This is a genomic window from Streptomyces sp. NPDC104381, from assembly GCF_055583745.1.
The window spans coordinates 242,833-260,294 of the sequence record NZ_JBVJNK010000008.1; the positions used below are offsets into that span (position 1 = coordinate 242,833).

The 17,462-nt window shown below is 72.7% G+C and carries 18 protein-coding genes; 9 read left to right on the top strand and 9 right to left on the bottom strand.

The window, feature by feature from the left end; translation table 11 throughout:
* Window positions 1–22: 22 nt before the first annotated feature.
* From ACZ607_RS27785 to ACZ607_RS27795, 3 genes are all read right to left on the bottom strand, one after another.
* Window positions 23–994, bottom strand: coding sequence for an aldo/keto reductase (locus tag ACZ607_RS27785; RefSeq protein ID WP_469738897.1), 972 nt, complete (start codon window positions 992–994; stop codon window positions 23–25).
* A 64-nt stretch (window positions 995–1,058) separates the two neighbouring features.
* Window positions 1,059–2,492: an argininosuccinate lyase gene (gene argH, locus ACZ607_RS27790; protein ID WP_124279679.1), complete on the bottom strand. Its 1,434-nt coding sequence runs from the start codon at window positions 2,490–2,492 to the stop codon at window positions 1,059–1,061.
* A gap of 211 nt (window positions 2,493–2,703) precedes the next feature.
* On the bottom strand, window positions 2,704–4,155 hold the full coding sequence (locus tag ACZ607_RS27795) for a DHA2 family efflux MFS transporter permease subunit (RefSeq protein ID WP_469738899.1): 1,452 nt from the start codon (window positions 4,153–4,155) through the stop codon (window positions 2,704–2,706).
* Window positions 4,156–4,266: 111 nt separating this feature from the next.
* Here ACZ607_RS27795 and ACZ607_RS27800 point away from each other — a divergent pair, with 111 nt between their 5' ends.
* From ACZ607_RS27800 to ACZ607_RS27810, 3 genes are all read left to right on the top strand, one after another.
* A complete protein-coding gene (locus ACZ607_RS27800; RefSeq protein ID WP_469738901.1) occupies window positions 4,267–4,725 on the top strand; it encodes a MarR family transcriptional regulator in 459 nt (152 codons plus the stop codon).
* 65 nt (window positions 4,726–4,790) lie between these two features.
* A complete protein-coding gene (locus ACZ607_RS27805) occupies window positions 4,791–5,390 on the top strand; it encodes a pyridoxamine 5'-phosphate oxidase family protein (RefSeq protein WP_469738903.1) in 600 nt (199 codons plus the stop codon).
* A gap of 64 nt (window positions 5,391–5,454) precedes the next feature.
* Window positions 5,455–6,156: a L,D-transpeptidase family protein gene (locus ACZ607_RS27810; RefSeq protein ID WP_469738904.1), complete on the top strand. Its 702-nt coding sequence runs from the start codon at window positions 5,455–5,457 to the stop codon at window positions 6,154–6,156.
* On the opposite strand, the gene ACZ607_RS27815 is transcribed toward ACZ607_RS27810, so the two are convergent.
* The 5 genes from ACZ607_RS27815 to argC form a co-directional block, all read right to left on the bottom strand.
* Window positions 6,150–6,695 carry an arginine repressor gene (locus tag ACZ607_RS27815; RefSeq protein ID WP_469738906.1) on the bottom strand — a complete coding sequence of 182 codons (546 nt, stop codon included), beginning with the start codon at window positions 6,693–6,695 and terminating at the stop codon, window positions 6,150–6,152. The genes ACZ607_RS27810 and ACZ607_RS27815 overlap by 7 nt on opposite strands.
* Before the next feature lie 25 nt (window positions 6,696–6,720).
* Window positions 6,721–7,920, bottom strand: a complete 1,200-nt coding sequence (locus tag ACZ607_RS27820) for an acetylornithine transaminase (RefSeq protein ID WP_469738908.1) — start codon at window positions 7,918–7,920, stop codon at window positions 6,721–6,723.
* Entirely contained in the window at window positions 7,917–8,843 is a 927-nt protein-coding gene (gene argB / locus ACZ607_RS27825; RefSeq protein ID WP_469738909.1) for an acetylglutamate kinase, read from the bottom strand. Before argB ends, ACZ607_RS27820 begins: the two co-directional genes overlap by 4 nt.
* Window positions 8,840–10,018 carry a bifunctional glutamate N-acetyltransferase/amino-acid acetyltransferase ArgJ gene (gene argJ / locus ACZ607_RS27830; protein WP_469738911.1) on the bottom strand — a complete coding sequence of 393 codons (1,179 nt, stop codon included), beginning with the start codon at window positions 10,016–10,018 and terminating at the stop codon, window positions 8,840–8,842. The genes argB and argJ overlap by 4 nt, the downstream gene beginning before the upstream one ends.
* A gap of 88 nt (window positions 10,019–10,106) precedes the next feature.
* Window positions 10,107–11,135, bottom strand: coding sequence for an N-acetyl-gamma-glutamyl-phosphate reductase (gene argC, locus ACZ607_RS27835; RefSeq protein ID WP_469738913.1), 1,029 nt, complete (start codon window positions 11,133–11,135; stop codon window positions 10,107–10,109).
* A 147-nt stretch (window positions 11,136–11,282) separates the two neighbouring features.
* Here argC and ACZ607_RS27840 point away from each other — a divergent pair, with 147 nt between their 5' ends.
* On the top strand, window positions 11,283–11,921 hold the full coding sequence (locus ACZ607_RS27840; protein WP_469738914.1) for an SRPBCC family protein: 639 nt from the start codon (window positions 11,283–11,285) through the stop codon (window positions 11,919–11,921).
* A 64-nt stretch (window positions 11,922–11,985) separates the two neighbouring features.
* Here the strand turns inward: ACZ607_RS27840 and ACZ607_RS27845 are convergent, their stop codons facing one another.
* Window positions 11,986–12,384 carry a DUF5997 family protein gene (locus ACZ607_RS27845; protein ID WP_469738916.1) on the bottom strand — a complete coding sequence of 133 codons (399 nt, stop codon included), beginning with the start codon at window positions 12,382–12,384 and terminating at the stop codon, window positions 11,986–11,988.
* 58 nt (window positions 12,385–12,442) lie between these two features.
* Between ACZ607_RS27845 and ACZ607_RS27850 the strand changes: the two genes are divergently transcribed.
* From ACZ607_RS27850 to ACZ607_RS27870, 5 genes are all read left to right on the top strand, one after another.
* A complete protein-coding gene (locus ACZ607_RS27850; RefSeq protein ID WP_469738918.1) occupies window positions 12,443–13,216 on the top strand; it encodes a LysR family substrate-binding domain-containing protein in 774 nt (257 codons plus the stop codon).
* A 135-nt stretch (window positions 13,217–13,351) separates the two neighbouring features.
* Window positions 13,352–14,311: an alpha/beta hydrolase gene (locus ACZ607_RS27855; protein ID WP_469738920.1), complete on the top strand. Its 960-nt coding sequence runs from the start codon at window positions 13,352–13,354 to the stop codon at window positions 14,309–14,311.
* Entirely contained in the window at window positions 14,304–15,491 is a 1,188-nt protein-coding gene (locus ACZ607_RS27860) for an acyltransferase family protein (RefSeq protein ID WP_469738922.1), read from the top strand. The genes ACZ607_RS27855 and ACZ607_RS27860 overlap by 8 nt, the downstream gene beginning before the upstream one ends.
* Window positions 15,484–16,782, top strand: coding sequence for a sensor histidine kinase (locus tag ACZ607_RS27865; protein WP_469738924.1), 1,299 nt, complete (start codon window positions 15,484–15,486; stop codon window positions 16,780–16,782). The genes ACZ607_RS27860 and ACZ607_RS27865 overlap by 8 nt, the downstream gene beginning before the upstream one ends.
* Window positions 16,779–17,447, top strand: coding sequence for a response regulator (locus ACZ607_RS27870; RefSeq protein WP_469738926.1), 669 nt, complete (start codon window positions 16,779–16,781; stop codon window positions 17,445–17,447). Before ACZ607_RS27865 ends, ACZ607_RS27870 begins: the two co-directional genes overlap by 4 nt.
* The last annotated feature ends 15 nt before the right edge of the window (window positions 17,448–17,462 follow it).

The following is a 17,462-nucleotide window of genomic DNA, read 5'->3' on the forward strand; positions in this document are numbered from 1 at the left end:
GTACCCGGCGCGGGGCGGCCGTTCAGCTCCAGGGCAGCGAGGCCCGGTGGCGCCAGTACGCCTCCGGCTCCTCCACCAGGGCCGACAGCCGGTCCAGGCGCTCCGGGTCCAGGTCGAGCAGCGGTGCGTGCAGGTTCGCCGCGAGCTGGGCGACGGTGACCGCGCCGGACAGGACGACTCCGGCCCAGGGCTGATGGAGCACCAGCGCCAGGGCGACGGCGTCCGAGTCCAGCCCGGCCTCGGCGCCGATCTCCTGGACGACGGCGGGCGCCTCGGTGCCGGCGAGCCGGCCGTTGGCCATGGCCTCCTTGACGATCACGGTGAGCCCGGCGTCGTGTGCCTCGGCGAGTGCGGCTCCGGCGGAGGTGTCCAGGGCGTTGTAGGTGGCCTGGACGGTACGGAAGAGGGGCTCGCCGTCCACGGTCAGGGCGACGGCGGCGCGGATGGCGTCGCTCTGGCCGGGGCCGCTCGTGGAGAAGCCGACCGTGGTGCCCCCGGCGGCCAGCTCGGCGAGGCGCGCGTGCAGGTCCTTGTCGCTCAGCGCCGGGCTGTCCGCGGTCAGCGAGTGGACCTGGTAGAGGTCGAGCCGGTCGCCGAGCAGCGCCGTCGTCTCGGCGTACTGGCGCTCGAAGGTGGCCGGGCCGTGGTCCTTCACCTCGTGCGTCTCGGCGTCGACGCGCCAGTCACCGGTGTAGGTGTAGCCCCACTTGCTGCCGATGACCACGTCCGTGACGTCGGGGCGGGCGGTCAGCCACTCGGCGAGGAACTCCTCGGCGCGGCCGTAGGAGCGGGCGGCGTCGAAGTAGCGCACGCCCTGGGCGTAGGCCGCGTCCAGGAGTTCATGGGTGCGGGCGCGCAGCGCGTCCACTCCCCGGTCGCCGGGCAGATCGCGCTCGCGGTGCGGGGTGATGTAGCCGGGCCTGCCGACGGCGGCCAGGCCGAGCCCGATGTGGGAGGTCGGGGTAGTCGCTCGGTTCAGGCGGGCGAAGGGCATCGCGGGCTCCTCTGGGTCGGTTCCGAACGCCTTCCCGTCAACGTAGCCCGCGATGCCTGCCGAATCAGCCGCGCGCGGTCGCCCAGGCGTGCTGCGTCACCAGGTCGGCCTTCACCTCGGCCAGCTGGACCGCGACGGCCGAGGGGGCCGTACCGCCGCGTCCGTCACGCGAGGCGAGCGCGCCGGGCACGTTCAGGACGGTGCGCACCTCCGGGGTGAGGTGCTCGGAGATCTTCGCGAACTGCTCGTCGGTCAGCTGGTCGAGCTCGATGCCCTGCTGTTCGCAGACCTTCACGCACTCGCCGGCGACCTCGTGCGCCACCCGGAACGGGACGCCCTGCTTGACCAGCCACTCGGCGATGTCCGTGGCGAGCGAGAAGCCGGCGGGGGCCAGCTCCTCCATGCGCTCCCGGTTGACGGTGAGCGTGGCCATCATGCCGGTGAACGCGGGGAGCAGGACCTCCAGCTGGTCGCACGAGTCGAAGACCGGCTCCTTGTCCTCCTGGAGGTCACGGTTGTACGCGAGCGGGAGGGCCTTCAGGGTCGCCATGAGACCGGTCAGGTTTCCGATGAGGCGGCCGGACTTGCCCCGGGCCAGCTCGGCGATGTCCGGGTTCTTCTTCTGCGGCATGATCGAGGAGCCGGTGGAGAAGGCGTCGTGGAGGGTGACGAAGGAGAACTCCTTCGTGTTCCAGATGATGATCTCCTCCGCGATGCGGGAGAGGTTGACGCCGATCATCGCGGTGACGAAGGCGAACTCGGCGACGAAGTCCCGCGAGGCGGTGCCGTCGATGGAGTTGCCGACCGAACCGCGCTCGAAGCCGAGGTCGGCCGCGACCGCCTCCGGGTCGAGCCCCAGGGACGACCCGGCCAGCGCGCCGGAACCGTACGGCGAGACCGCGGTCCGCTCGTCCCACTGGCGCAGCCGCTCCGCGTCCCGGGACAGGGACTGCGCGTGCGCCAGGACGTGGTGGGCGAAGAGGACGGGCTGCGCGTGCTGGAGGTGGGTGCGGCCGGGCATCGCCACGTCCGGGTGCGCCTCGGCCAGGCCCACCAGGGCGTCCTGGAGCTCGGCGACCAGGCCGCCGATGATCCGGGCGTGGTCGCGCAGGTACATGCGGAAGAGCGTGGCGACCTGGTCGTTGCGGGACCGGCCGGCGCGCAGCTTGCCCCCGAGGTCCGGGCCGAGGCGCTCCAGGAGGCCGCGCTCCAGGGCGGTGTGGACGTCCTCGTCGGCGATGGTCCCGACGAAGGAGCCGTCGGCCACCGCGGCCTCGAGCGCGTCCAGTCCCTCGATCATCCGGGCGAGCTCGTCGGCGGTGAGCAGCCCGGCCTTGCTGAGCACGCGCGCGTGGGCGCGGGAGCCCGCGATGTCGTACGGCGCGAGCCGCCAGTCGAAGTGGACGGAGGCGGACAGCTTGGCCAGCGCCTCGGCGGGGCCGTCGGCGAAACGACCGCCCCAGAGGCGTACGTCGCTGTTACCGGTGCCGTTGCTCACTGCGGTGCTCCTCGGGAGTGCAAGGGAACGGGCTGCGCGTACGCTCCCCGCCGCCCCTGGTGCATTCACTGATAGGCATAACTATGCAATCCTCTGTATGTTTTGTCAAAACTCCTGGTCGGGGCGACCACCGTGACGGCTCCGTGGAAGTCCGACAGGGCCGCCGGGCCGCCGCCCGGCGAGGGTGGCGGCCCGGCAGTGGGCCGTTCGGTCAGCGGCCGGCCACGGTCTCCTGGGTGACCGCGGCCGCCACGGGGTGTGCGGGCCTGGTCGTGGTGGGGTTGCGTACCAGCAGGCAGGCGAGCGCTCCGGCCATGACCACGGCGATCGGCAGGGCCGCGGTGACGTGCATCGTGGCGACGAACGCGTCGGCGTAGCTCTTGCCGGTGGTCAGCTCCGCGGCCAGTCGTCCCTGCAGCAGGGCGCCGACCGTCGCCGCGCCGATGACGGAGCCGATCTGGCGGATCGTGTTGTTGACGCCCGAGGCGGCGCCGGCCAGGCGGGGTTCGACGTTGCGCATCGCCTCGGTGGACATGGGGGCGACCACGCAGCCGATTCCCAGGCCCGTGACCACGGTGGCCGGGATGAACGCGTACCAGGGGGTGGCCACCCCCGCGATCAGCACGATCGCGAGGATCCCGGCTGCGTACAGCGTCAGTCCGGCCATCAGCAGGTACTTGCCGCCGATGCGGTCGGAGAGCCGGCCGGTGAACGGCCCGACGGTCATCGACACCAGCGAGGACGGGGCAAGCACCATGCCGGCCTTGATCGCGCTCATGTGCAGTACCGACTGCAGATAGAGGTTGAAGGGCAGCACCAGTCCGATCATGGCCATCGACACCAGCGCGACCAGCACGGTCATGACGGTGAAATTACGGTCGCGGAAGAGCGCGAAGGGCACGAGCGGCTCCCGGTCCTGCTTGCCGCGCTGGTTCAGCAGGAAGCCCGCGACGAGCGAGGCGCCGACGGCCAGCAACGCCCAGATGCCGGGGCCCCAGTGGTAGTGCTCGCCCTCCTGGAGGCCGAAGGTCAGACAGAACAGCGCCGCTGTGGCGATCAGTACGCCCGTCACGTCGAAGCGGTGCTCGCGGCCGTGCCGGATGTCGGGGACGACCAGGAAGGTGAGGGCGAGCGCGGCCAGGCCGATGGGCACGTTCACCAGGAAGATCCAGCGCCAGCCGACCGTGGAGACCAGGATGCCGCCCAGGGTGGGGCCGGACAGGGTGGCCAGACCGGCGACCATGCCCCAGACCCCCATGGCGGCACCACGACGCTGCGCCGGGAAGACCGAGACGATCAGGGTCATCGTCTGGGGCACGAGCAAGGCGGCGCCCAGCCCCTGGACGGCGCGGGCGGCGATCAGCGGTGCGGGGCTCGCGGCCGTCCCGCAGGCGATGCTGGCCAGCGTGAAGATCACCAGCCCCGCGGCGAAGAGATTCCGCGGCCCGAACAGGTCGCCGAGCCGGCCGGCGGTGATGAGCAGCACCGCCAGGACCAGTGCGTAGCCGCTGACCACCCAGAGCGTCTGGCCGAGCGAGGCACCGAGTCCCTCGATCATCTCCGGGATCGCGATGTTCACGATCGTCAGATCCAGCAGGGTCATGAAGAACCCGAGGGAGAGCGTCACCAGGACAGCCCACGGGTTGGCGTGCCATTTCCGCATGATATCGACCCCTTCGCCCGGGCCACGGAACGCCCGGGGCCTGCCATGACAATATTCCATCGAACTCGATACATCAATACAGATGCATCGAGTTGGATGTATTGTGGAGGCATGAATGGAGTAGAGCTGTTCCTGTTGGGGCGCACCCTGATGAAGATCGGCGAAGAGGCCATGCCGGAGCCGGAAGGTGGCGGCGGACGCCACCCCGGTACCGTCCGGTCGGTCCTGATCGCGATGAGCGACATCGCCGCTCACCCGGACAGCGCCATCGGAGAGATCGCCGCACGCACCGGCCTGCCGCAGAGCCAGGTATCGACCGCCGTCGCCCGCCTCAAGGAGACAGGCGCGATCACGACAGCGCCCGACCCCGCGGACCGTCGCCGCCTCCTGGTCCGACAGTCCCCCGACCCCTCGGACCGAGTGGCACAGGTCAGGGCCACCACGATCGACGACGCACTCGCCAAGGCACTCGGTGCCGACGATCCGAAACGGATTCAGGAAGTCGCCGACGCCCTTGCCGTACTCGCCCGGCACCTGACCCCGCAGGCGCTGGCCAACCTCCGCCCATAGGTGGGCGGGTGTCCCGGACGGTGAAATGCCGGGCCCCGGCCGATGATTCGCCGGACAATCCCCTCATGGGAAAAACGTACGAGCGCATCGACGGACGGCTCAGGACCTTCATCGAGGAACAGCACATCTTCTTCACCGCGACCGCGCCCCTGGACGGCGACGGCACGGTCAATCTGTCGCCCAAGGGGGTGAGCGGGTCCTTCGCCGTCGTCGACGATCGGACCGTGGCGTATCTCGACTTCGCCGGGAGCAACGCCGAGACCGTCGCCCATCTCCGGGAGAACGGGCGCATCACGCTGATGTGGTGCGCCTTCCAGGGCCCGCCGAACATCGTCCGTGTGCACGGGCACGGTGAGCCCGTCTTCCGTGACGATCCGCGCTTCCCGGGGCTGCTCCGGCACTTCCCGCAGCTCGACCCCACGCCCCACGGGCTGCGCGCCGTCATCGTGGTGAGCGCCGAACTGATCCGGGACACCTGCGGCTACGGGGTGCCGTTCATGTCGTACGACGAGGACCGCCCCCTGCACGCCGGCCGCTTCCGGCGCGAGGACGACGAGAGCCTGAGCAGGTACTTCGAGAAGAAGGACCACATCGCGACCAGCATCGACGGGCTGCCGGGGCTGCCCCTGCCGCTGCCCGCGATGCCGGCGCCGGCCACGGAGTGAGCCACTGGGCCGTACGGAGCAGGCGCGGTGGGGGCGGCGGGCGGCGCGCCGTACCGTCCGGGACATGCGCAGACTCCTGGTGACCGCGTCGGTCCTGCTCGCCGTGGCCGGTTCGCTCGCGGCGCGGCCCGCCGGGCCGCCGCCCCTCCCCGAGCGGCTGGCCGACACGGGCGGCGGCACGCAGCTGATCACCGCCGAGGCCCCCGGTACGGGCTCCGTCACGGGCACGGTCACCTGGTGGGACCGGCGCGAGGACGGCTGGGTGGCGGCGGGTTCGGCGCCCGCCCGCTTCGGCGCGAACGGCCTGACGGAGGGCGCCACCCGCACCCAGGGCACGAACACCACGCCCACGGGGCTGTACGACCTGCCGTACGCCTTCGGCACCGAGGCGGCCCCGCCCGGGGCCCGCTACCCGTACCGGCGGGCCGGCCAGGACGCGTGGTGGTGCCAGGACAACGCGTCCCCGGCCTACAACCGCTGGGTGGAACCGCGGCCCGCCGACTGCCGCGCGGACGAGGCCGAACACCTCGTCACCTATCCCACCCAGTACGCCCGTGCGCTCGTCATCGGCTTCAACTACCACCGGCCGGTGCGCGGCAGGGGCGCCGGGATCTTCCTGCACGTGAACGGCAAGGGCGCGACCGCCGGCTGTGTGTCCGTGCCGGCGGCCGCGATGGACCGGATCCTGGCCTGGGCCGACCCGGGCCGCCGTCCGCACATCGCGGTCGGGACGGCGTCCGGCCGGACCGCGATCACCCGCTACTGAGAGCCCCGGTCGTTCTGGGCCAGCCGCAGCAGGTGGTCGGCCAGCGCCTGGCCGCCGTTCGGGTCACGGCTGATCAGCATCAGCGTGTCGTCCCCCGCGATCGTGCCGAGGATCGCCTGGAGTTCGGCCTGGTCGATGGCCGACGCGAGGAACTGCGCGGCGCCCGGCGGCGTGCGCAGCACCACCAGGTTGGCCGATGCCTCCGCCGAGATGAGCAGCTCGGCGGAGAGCCTGCGCATCCGCTCCTCCTTGGCCGACCCGCCCAGCGGCGCCTGCGGGGTGCGGAATCCGCCCTCGCTCGGCACCGCGTAGATCAGCTCACCGCCGGTGTTGCGGATCTTCACCGCGCCCAGCTCGTCCAGGTCGCGGGAGAGCGTCGCCTGGGTGACGCTCAGCCCGTCGTCGGACAGGAGCCTGGCCAGCTGGCTCTGCGAGCGCACCGGCTGACGGTTCAGGATGTCCACGATCCTGCGGTGGCGTGCCGTGCGGGTCTGCGGCACCGACTGCCCCCCGTGGTCGGTTTCCTGCGCCTCGGTCATCGTCGTCGCCTCATTCTCCGGATCGTCACTCCCCGGATCGTCCGTCCCCGTAAGCCGAGTCGAGCGCCCCCGGCAGGATCCGCAGGAACTCGTCCACCTCGGCGTCACCGATGAGCAGCGACGGCATCAGCCGTACGACGTCGGGGGCGGGCGCGTTCACCAGGAGCCCGGCTTCCTGGGCCGCCTGCTGCACCTTCGGCGCGAGGGGCCCGGTGAGCACGATACCCAGCAGCAGTCCGGAGCCGCGGACATGGGAGACCGCCGGGTGCCCGAGGCTCTCGACGCCGTCCCTGATCCGCTCCCCGAGCCGCTTCACGCTGTCCAGCGCCCCGTCGGCCGCGAGGGTGTCCAGGACCGCGAGTCCGGCTGCGCAGGCGACGGGGTTGCCGCCGAACGTCGTGCCGTGCTGACCGGGCTTCAGCAGGTCGGCCGCGGCACCGAACGCGACCGTGGCGCCGATCGGCAGTCCGCCGCCGAGCCCCTTCGCGAGGGTGACCAGATCGGGTTCGACGCCCTGGTGGGCCTGGTGCTCGAACCAGTGGCCGCAGCGCCCGATCCCGGTCTGCACCTCGTCGAGGACGAGCAGCGTGCCGGTGGCCCGCGTGATCTCCCTGGCCGCCTCCAGATAGCCCGCGGGCGGGACGACGACGCCGTTCTCACCCTGGATCGGCTCGACGATCAGCAGCGCGGTGTCGGTCATGACGGCGGCACGGAGCGCCTCGACGTCGCCGTACGGCACATGCGTGACATCGCCGGGAAGCGGCAGGAACGGGTCGCGCTTGCCGGGCTGGCCGGTCAGCGCGAGGCTGCCCATGGTCCGGCCGTGGAAGCCGCCGTCGGTGGCGACCATGTGCGTACGCCCGGTCAGCCGGCCGATCTTGAAGGCCGCCTCGTTGGCCTCGGCGCCGGAGTTGGAGAAGAAGACCCTGCCGGGGCGTCCGAAGAGCGCCAGGAGCCGTTCGGCGAGCGCGATGGGCGGCTCGGCGGTGTAGAGGTTGGAGACATGGCCGAGGGACGCGATCTGCGTGGAGACCGCCTCGACCACGGCGGGGTGGGCGTGGCCGAGCGCGTTGACCGCGATGCCGCCGACGAAGTCGAGGTACTCGGTGCCCTCCGCGTCCTGGACCCGGGCGCCCGCGCCGCGCACCAGCGGCAGCTGCGGTGTGCCGTAGTTGTCCATCAGCGCGCCCTGCCAGCGCTGCGCGAACTCCTCGTTGCCGGTCATGACTCCCCCTCTGCCTCGTGCGGTGCGGCGGGTGCCGCGTCGGGCACGACCATCGTGCCGATTCCCTCGTCGGTGAAGATCTCCAGCAGGATCGAGTGCTGGACCCGGCCGTCGATGACACGGGCGGTCTCGACGCCGTTGCGTACGGCGTGGAGGCAGCCCTGCATCTTGGGCACCATGCCGCTGGAGAGGTCCGGCAGCAGCTTCTCCAGCTCGGTGGCGGTGAGCCGGCTGATGACGTCGTCGCTGTTCGGCCAGTCCTCGTAGAGGCCCTCGACATCGGTGAGGACCATCAGCGTCTCGGCGTTCAGCGCGGCGGCGAGCGCGGCGGCCGCGGTGTCGGCGTTGACGTTGTAGACGTGGTTGTCCTCGGCGGACCGGGCGATGGAGGAGATGACCGGGATCCGGCCGTCGTCCAGCAGCGCCTGGATCGCCCCCGTGTCGATGGCGGTGATCTCACCGACGCGGCCGATGTCGACCGCCGTCCCGTCGATCATCGGGCGGTGCTGGGTGGCGGTGATCGTGTGGGCGTCCTCGCCGGTCATGCCGACGGCGAGCGGGCCGTGCTGGTTGAGCAGGCCGACGAGCTCGCGCTGGACCTGCCCCGCCAGCACCATCCGTACGACGTCCATCGCCTCGGGGGTGGTGACGCGGAGCCCTGCCTTGAACTCGCTGACGAGGCCCTGTTTGTCGAGCTGGGCGCTGATCTGCGGGCCCCCGCCGTGCACGACGACGGGCTTGAGACCGGCGTGCCGCAGGAAGACGACGTCCTGGGCGAAGGCGGCCTTCAGCTCCTCGTCGATCATGGCGTTGCCGCCGAACTTGATGACGACGGTCCTGCCGTTGTGCCGGGTGAGCCAGGGCAGCGCCTCGATGAGGATCTGTGCCTTGGGCAGCGCGGTGTGCTTCCTCGCGGCGCTCATGAGCTGTACGCGCTGTTCTCGTGGACGTACTCGGCGGTCAGGTCGTTGGCCCAGATGACCGCCGACTCGTTCCCCGCCGCGAGGTCCGCGGTGATCCTGACCTCCCGGTAGCGCATGTCGACCAGCTCGCGGTCCTCGCCGACACCGCCGTTCTTGCAGACCCAGACGTCGTTGATCGCGACGTTCAGCAGGTCGGGCTCGAAGGCGGCCTTCGTGGTGCCGATCGCGGAGAGGACACGGCCCCAGTTGGGGTCCTCGCCGTGGATGGCGCACTTCAGGAGGTTGTTACGGGCGATGGACCGGCCGACCTCGACGGCGTCGTCCTCGGTCGCCGCGTTGATCACCTCGATCCGGATGTCCTTGGAGGCGCCCTCGGCGTCACCGATGAGCTGCCGGGCGAGGTCGGCGCAGACGGTCCGGACGGCCGCCGCGAACTCGTCCTGCCCGGGGGTGATCCCGCTCGCCCCCGAGGCGAGCAGCAGCACGGTGTCGTTGGTCGACATGCAGCCGTCGGAGTCGACCCGGTCGAAGGTGGTCCGGGTCGCGTCACGCAGCGCGACGTCGAGCGCGGGCGCCTCGACATCGGCGTCGGTGGTGAGGACGACCAGCATGGTGGCGAGGCCGGGGGCGAGCATGCCCGCGCCCTTGGCCATGCCGCCGACGGTCCAGCCGTCACTGCTCACGACGGCGGTCTTGTGGACCGTGTCCGTGGTCTTGATGGCGATGGCGGCCTTCTCGCCGCCGTGCTCGCTGAGTTGGGCGACCGCCTTGTCGATGCCCGGCAGGAGCTTGTCCATGGGCAGCGGCAGGCCGATCAGCCCGGTGGAGGCGACGGCGATCGTGCCGGCGCCGTTTCCGCCCGTCTCGTCGTACCCCGCGCTGTTCAGGGAGGCGGCGGCCTTCTCCGCGGTGGCGTGGGTGTCCTGGAAGCCCTGGGGTCCCGTACAGGCGTTGGCACCGCCGGAGTTGAGGACGACGGCGGTCACCTCGGCGCCCTTGAGGACCTGTTCCGACCAGAGGACGGGGGCGGCCTTCACGCGGTTGGAGGTGAAGACGCCCGCGGCGGCGCATCGCGGCCCCCGGTTGACCACGACGGCCAGATCCGGGTTACCGCTGTCCTTGATCCCGGCGGCGATGCCCGCCGCCGTGAATCCCTTGGCTGCCGTGACGCTCACTGCATCTCCTCGTTCGTTTCTCCGCCCACGCGGCGCAGCGGCGCGGCTTTCGTCGTCCCCCGCAGCCGGGCGGCTGCGCGTGCGTCGCTCACGGTGCGACTCCGATCGTGGAAAGACCCAGATCCTCGGGGAGTCCGAGGGCGATGTTCATGCTCTGCAGGGCGCCTCCGGCGGTGCCCTTGGCGAGGTTGTCGATGGCGCTGATCACGATGAGCCGGCCGGCCGCCTCGTCGTACGCGACCTGGATCTGCACGGCGTTGGATCCGTACACGGCCGCGGTCGCGGGCCACTGGCCCTCGGGCAGCAGGTCGACGAACGGCTCGTCGGCGAAGGCCTTCTCGTACACCGCGCGGAGCGACTCGGCGCTCACCCCGGGCTTCGCCTTCGCGCTGCACGTGGCGAGGATGCCGCGGGGCATCGGCGCGAGGGTCGGCGTGAAGGAGACGGAGACGGGCTCACCGGCCGCGGCGGCCAGGTTCTGGATCATCTCGGGGGTGTGCCGGTGGACCCCGCCGACGCCGTACGGCGACATGTTGCCCATGACCTCGGAGCCGAGCAGGTGCGGCTTGGCCGCCTTGCCCGCGCCGGAGGTGCCGGACGCGGCGACGACGACGGCCTCGGGTTCGGCGAGGCCGGCCGCGTACGCCGGGAAGAGTGCGAGGGAGACGGCCGTCGGGTAGCAGCCCGGTACGGCGATGCGCTTGGTTCCTTCGAGCGCCGCGCGGGCCCCGGGCAGCTCAGGCAGACCGTAGGGCCAGGTACCGGCGTGCGGCGATCCGTAGAACTTCTCCCAGTCGGCGGCGTTCCCCAGCCGGAAGTCGGCGCCCATGTCCACCACGAGCACCTCGTCACCGAGCTGTTCGGCGACGGCGGCGGACTGCCCGTGCGGCAGGGCAAGGAAGACGACGTCGTGCCCGGTGAGCACCTCCGCCGTGGTCGGCCGGAGCACGCGGTCCGCGAGCGGCCTCAGGTGCGGCTGCAGCGCGCCGAGCCGCTCCCCCGCGTTGGAATGGGCGGTGAGGGCCCCGATCTCGACCTGTGGGTGGGTGAGGAGCAGACGGAGCAGTTCCCCGCCGGCGTATCCGCTCGCCCCTGCCACTGCCGCACGTACCACCATCGGAATTCCTCCTCATCGATGGCATGACTATACGCATCTATGCAGTTTTATGCAAAGCTGCACGGGGCGTTCCGCGCGCGGTGACCTTGGATACGGCAGAACATCGTTACAGCGCCGCCGGCCGCACAGGAAGGGAAGTGAGCGTCCATGGGAGAGATCGTCGACGAGATCAGCCGTGTGCACAGGGAGGTCGGCACGCGCCGGGTGGGGTCGGAGGAGGCGGGCACGGTGGTGTTGCGGCGCACCTTCGACGCCGGCCCCGCCGAGGTCTGGGACGCGGTGACCTCGCCGGAGCGGATCGCCCGGTGGTTCCTTCCGGTGACCGGTGAGTTCCGCGTGGGCGGCCGCTACCAGCTGGAGGGCAACGCCGGCGGCGAGATCCTGGAGTGCCTGCCCGGGGAGCGGCTGCGGGTGTCCTGGCTGTTCGGCCCCGACCCCGGCCTCAGCGAGGTGGAGGTGCGCCTCGCACCGGCGCCGGAGGGCGGTGACCGGACGGTGTTCGAGCTGGAGCACGTGTCCGTGGTCCCCGAGGAGTTCCGGAGCCAGTACGGACCGGGCGCGGTCGGGGTCGGCTGGGACCTGGCGCTGCTGGGGCTCGGATGGCACCTGGCAGGCGAGGGGATCAGCCCGGAGGACGCCGTGGAGTGGCAGACCTCGCCCGAGGCGAAGGCCTTCGTGGCACGGTCGGGCGAGGAGTGGGGCCGTGCGTTCGCCGCCTCGGGCGCGGACCCGGAGACGGTGACCGCCACGACGGTGGCGACCATCGAGTTCTACACCGGCGCCTGAGGCCTTCCGGAAGTCCCGCCGGCCCGGCTCGACGCCCGGCCGGCCGGGCGCGGAGGCGGGCGGGTCAGTCGCGGTCGGCCCGGGCGGCACGGGCCGCGTCGCGCTCCTTGATGCGCGCCGCTTCCTTACGGACCTCCGCCTGGGTGGCGCGCTCCTTCCGGAGCCACTCGGGGCTCTCCTGCTTCAGGGCGTCGATCTGCTCGGTGGTGAGGGGCTCCGTGACCCCGCCGCGCGCGAGACCGGCGATGGAGACGCCCAGCTTCGAGGCGACCACCGGCCGGGGGTGCGGGCCGTTGCTGCGCAGCTCCTTCAGCCACTCCGGCGGGTCGGTCTGCAGGGCGTTCAGCTCGGCGCGCGAGACGACGCCCTCCTGGAACTCGGCGGGGGTGGCTTCGAGGTACACACCCAGCTTCTTCGCCGCGGTGGCGGGCTTCATCGTCTGGGTGGTCTGGTGCGACGTCATGGTGTCCAGGGTATCGAGCATGTGCGCCCCCTCCGACCACGGCCGGTAACCTGGCGGGGTGACAGGCTCGGAAGAACCCCCCGCGTTCCGGCTCGCCTACGTCCCGGGCGTGACCCCGACCAAGTGGGTGCGGATCTGGAACGAGCGACTGCCCGGTACCCCGCTGACCCTCGTCGGCGTGCCCGCCGCCGAGGCCGCCGGCCTGCTGCGCGACAGCGGCGCCGACGCCGGTTTCGTGCGGCTGCCCGTCGACCGTACGGATCTCAGCGCGATCCCCCTCTACACCGAGACGACCGTGGTCGTGATCCCCAAGGACCACGCGGCGACGGCCGTCGAGGAGATGTCGGCCGGGGATCTGGCCGAGGAGACCGTGCTGCACCCCCTCGACGACACCCTCGACTGGGAGCACCCGCCGGGCCGGCCCGCGCTGGAGCGGCCCGCCACGACGGAGGACGCGGTGGAGCTGGTGGCGGCGGGGGTGGGGCTGCTCGTCGTCCCGCAGTCGCTGGCCCGGCTGTACCACCGCAAGGACCTCACCTACCGGCCGCTGAGCGGTGCCCCGGAGTCCCGGATCGCCCTGTCCTGGCCGGAGGAGCGGACGACCGACCTGGTGGAGGAGTTCATCGGGATCGTCCGGGGCCGGACGGTCAACAGCACCCGGGGGCGTCCCCCGACACCCCCGCAGCCCAAGGCCGCGCGCGCCGCGAAGAAGAGCAGCGGTGGCACCCCGCGCAAGCCGGCGGCGGGCAAGACCTCCCGGGGCGGCTCCGGCTCCGGCGGCAAGAACCCCAAGGGCGGCGCGAAGCGCGGAAAGCCCCGCCGCAGGCCGTGAGCGGGCGGGCCGCCCCCTACCCGTCATACCTCGGAGCTACGCGCCAGGTGCGCTCCTGAGCGGGACGCCGACCACGCGGCCCGCTCCCTACCTTCGGTACCGGATTCGACCAGACCCGGTACGGAAGGACTTCCCATGGCGCCCAGGCCCCGGAGCGGTCGCGCGCGGCGCGCCCTGCTCACCGCGTTCGTCACCGCGTCCGTGGCGCTGCCGGTGTCGGGAGCGGCCCGCCCCGCGGCCGTCCCGGCCCCCGCCCCGGCCGCGCTCGCCCCGCTGGACTCGGTCGAGCCGTCGGCGCTGGAGGCCAGGTACGCGGCGGGGCGGGCGGAGATCCGGGCGGCGCGGGACATGGCGGCCCGCCACGGCGACCGGCGCCGGGCCGACGCGCTCTCGGCCATGGCCCGCCCGGGTAGGACCTTCCTGATGTTCGACGGGCGCGACGGCGGGCGGAGCGTGGAGGTCCTCGGCGATCTGTCCGGTGCGCGGCGCATCGCCGTACTGGTGCCGGGAGCGGGCGTCGACCTCGATCATTACGGGCGCTTACGGCGGGGCGCCGGGGCGCTGCTGGACGAGCTGGGCAGCGGGTCCGCCGTCGTCGCCTGGCTCGGCTACCGGACGCCCGCCATGCTCAGCCCCGCGGCCATGACCCCGGGCCGGGCCGGCGAGGCGGCTCCCGCCCTGCGGGCCTTCGTACGGGAGCTGAGCGCGGCGGCGCCCTCGCCCCGGGTCTCCCTCCTGTGCCACTCCTACGGCTCGGTGGTCTGCGCCCGGGCCGCGTCCGGCCTCGAGGTCGCGGACCTCGTGCTGTACGGAAGTCCCGGCACCGGTGCCGGCAGCGCCGCCGACCTGCACACCCGGGCCACGGTGCGGGCGGGCCTGGGCGGGGAGGACTGGATCGCGCGGGTCCCGCACATCGCCGTGCCGCTGCCGTTCGGCACGGTCGGCTTCGGGACGGACCCGGTGGCCCCGGAGTTCGGCGCCGAGGTCTTCGACGCGGGCGACGCCGGGCACAGCGGCTATCTGGAGCCCGGTTCGGTCGCGCTGCGCGGCCTCGCCGCGATCGTCGCGGGGACGGCCGGTGGCGGCCGTGCGTGACCTCGTGCGGCGCGGCGGTGTGCGCGCCCTGGTGCGGCGGATCGACACGGCGACACCCCGGGACCGTGACCGCGCGGTCGACGCGCTGCGCGCCTTCGCCATCCTGGGCGTGGTGTGCGGCCACTGGCTGGTGACCGCGCTGGTCGCCGACAGCGGCACGGTGCACGGTGCGAGTCCGCTCCACTTCATGCCCCGGCTCGCCCCGGTCTCCTGGGTGTTCCAGACCCTCGCCGTCTTCTTCCTGGTGGGCGGCCAGGTGGGCGCCAGGGGGTACGCGTCGGCCCGGGCCAGGGGCGAGTCCTACGGGCACTGGCTGCGGGTCCGGATGCTCCGCCTGTTCCGGCCGGTCGCGGTCGTGACCGCCGTATGGGCCGTCGCGGCGGGCGTGATGCTGGCCTCGGGCGTGGACCTGGCGACGGTACGCGCGCTGGGCAAGCTGGTGTGGTCGCCCCAGTGGTTCCTGCTGGTGTTCGCGGCGCTGACCGCGGCGACCCCGCTGGTGGCCCGGCTCCACCCGCTGTGGCCGCTCACCGTCGTCCTGTACGTCGACCTGTTCCGGCTGGGGCTCGACGGCCCCGCCGCGCTGGGCCTGCTCAACGTGGCGGCGGGCTGGCTGGTCCCCTACTGCCTGGGGGCGGCCTGGGCGCGGGGCGGGCTGAACGACCGGCGGACGGGCTGGGTGCTGCTGGTGGGAGGCGCGGTGGTCACGGCGGGACTGGTGCTGTTCGCCGGTTACCCCGCCTCCATGGTCGGGGTGCCGGGCTCCACGCTCTCCAACCTCGACCCGCCCACCCTGGCCGTCGTCACCTTCGGCCTCGCGCAGTGCGGTGGGGCCCTGCTGCTGCTCGGACGCCTCCGGCGGGCCCTCGCGCGGCCCGCCGTGTGGGCGGTGGTGGCCCTGCTGAACCTCTCCGCGATGACCGTGTTCCTGTGGCACCAGACCGCGATGATCGTGGTCACCGCGAGCGCCCTGTTCCTGTACGGCCCGCTGCCCGGCCTGCACACGGTCCCCGACGGCCCCGGCTGGGTGTGCGCCCGGCCGGCCTGGCTGCCCGTGTTCGCCCTGGTGCTGCTGGTGTGCCGGGCCGCGTTCGGTCCGTACGAGCGGCGGGGCGGCGGCCGTTCGACGGTCGTACGGACCGGCTCCCCCGCCCTGACCGAGGAGGCGCACCATGCCTAAGCTGAGCGCCATGACGGGGGTCGGGACGAGGTGGCGGACGGCGCTGCGCGGGCTGCCGCGGATGCTGCGCGAGGACCTGTGGACCGCTCCCGTCGATCCCGTGCCGCCCATGGGCGCGCCCGGATCGCCGGTCTGGCGGCCCGCGTTCGGGATGCTGCTGCTGCTCGGGGTGACGCTCGTCGCCGTCTGGCACGTGCCCGACCTGGTGCCCCGGGGGGCCGCCGTGCCCGAGTACGTGGTGCTCCTGGTCGTGTGCCAGGCGCTGGCCCTCCTCGCCGGCATGTGGCGGCCCCTGTACGCGTGGTGGGCCTCGCTGGGCCTGATGGTCGTCAGCGTGCGGATCGCGGAGCCCGCGATGACGCCCGGCGAGCTGTTCCCCTGGACCGGCCCCGAGATGGCGTTGCAGGGCGGCGCGCTGTTCCTGCTGGCGCTGCGGGTGCATCCGCGCCGCGCGGTCCTGGCGCTCGCGCTGAGTCTGCTGGCCGGGCTGGTGAGCAGCGCCTTCACCACCCAGGCCCACCACTACTCCCTGGGCGTCGGGGCGCCGGTCGTCATCACGGCCGTGGGGATCGGGGCGGCGCTGCGCGCGCTCAGGGTGGCCCGCAGCCAGCTCGTCGTGCAGTCGGGACTCACCGAGGAGGAGCGGTCCCGGCGCACCCTCCTGGAGGAGCGCAACCGGATCGCGCGTGAGCTGCACGACGTGGTCGCGCATCACATGTCGGTGATCTCCATCCAGGCGCAGGTCGCCCCGCACCTGGTCGAGAATCCCTCGGAGGAGCTCCGGGAGAACCTCGCCGGCATACGGGAGAACGCCGTGGAGGCGCTCGCCGAGCTGCGCCGGGTGCTCGGTGTGCTGCGCTCGGAGGACGCCGTGGCGGACGGCGTACGGCACGCCCCCCAGCCCTCCCTGGACAGCCTGGGCGAGCTGATCGGCACGGTGCGGCGCACGGGCGTCGGCGTCGCCGCGGAGACGACGGGCACCCCCAGGCCGCTGCCGCCGGGGGTGGAGCTGTCGGCGTACCGCATCGTGCAGGAGGCGCTCAGCAACGTGATGCGGCACGCCCCAGGGGCGCGCGCCCGGGTCGAGGTCGGCTACCACTCCGCGGCCGTCACCGTCCGGGTCACCAACACCGCCCCGGACGCGCCCGCCGCACGCGCCGGCGGAGTCGGGCACGGGCTGCTCGGCATGCGCGAACGCACCGCCATGCTGGGCGGCGACCTCACCCACGGCCGTACCCCCGGCGGGGGTTACGAAGTACTGGCGACGCTCCCCCTGGAGGGCCCCGCATGACCATCCGCGTGCTGATCGCCGACGACCAGATGATGGTCCGTCAGGGCTTCACGGTGCTGTTGAACGCCGAGCCCGGCATCGAGGTCGTCGGTCAGGCGGTGGACGGCGCGGACGCGCTGGAGAAGGCGGCCGAACTGGCCCCGGACGTCGTCCTGATGGACATACGGATGCCGCGCCTCGGCGGCATCGACGCCACCCGGCGGCTCACCGGGGCTCCCGGCGCCACCGCCCGGGTCCTCGTGCTGACCACCTTCGACCTCGACGAGTACGTCTACGAGGCGCTGCGCTCGGGCGCCTCCGGCTTTCTGCTGAAGGACGCCTCCGCCGCCGAACTCGCCCATGCCGTACGGGTGGTGGCGGCCGGCGACGCGCTGCTCGCCCCGAACATCACCAAGCGCCTGATCGCCGAGTTCTCCCGGGTGAGCACGGCGCCGCGCGCCCCCACCAGGGAGCGCGTCGGGGATCTCACGGAACGCGAGACGGAGGTGCTGTCCCTCATCGCGCAGGGCCTGTCGAACGCGGAGATAGCGGTGCGCCTGGTGGTGGCGGAGCAGACGGTGAAGACCCATGTGAGCCGGATCCTGGTGAAGCTGGGGCTGCGCGACCGGACCCAGGCCGCGGTGTTCGCGTACGAGTCGGGACTGGTGCGGCCGGCGGGTCACTGACGGCGGCCGGCGGCC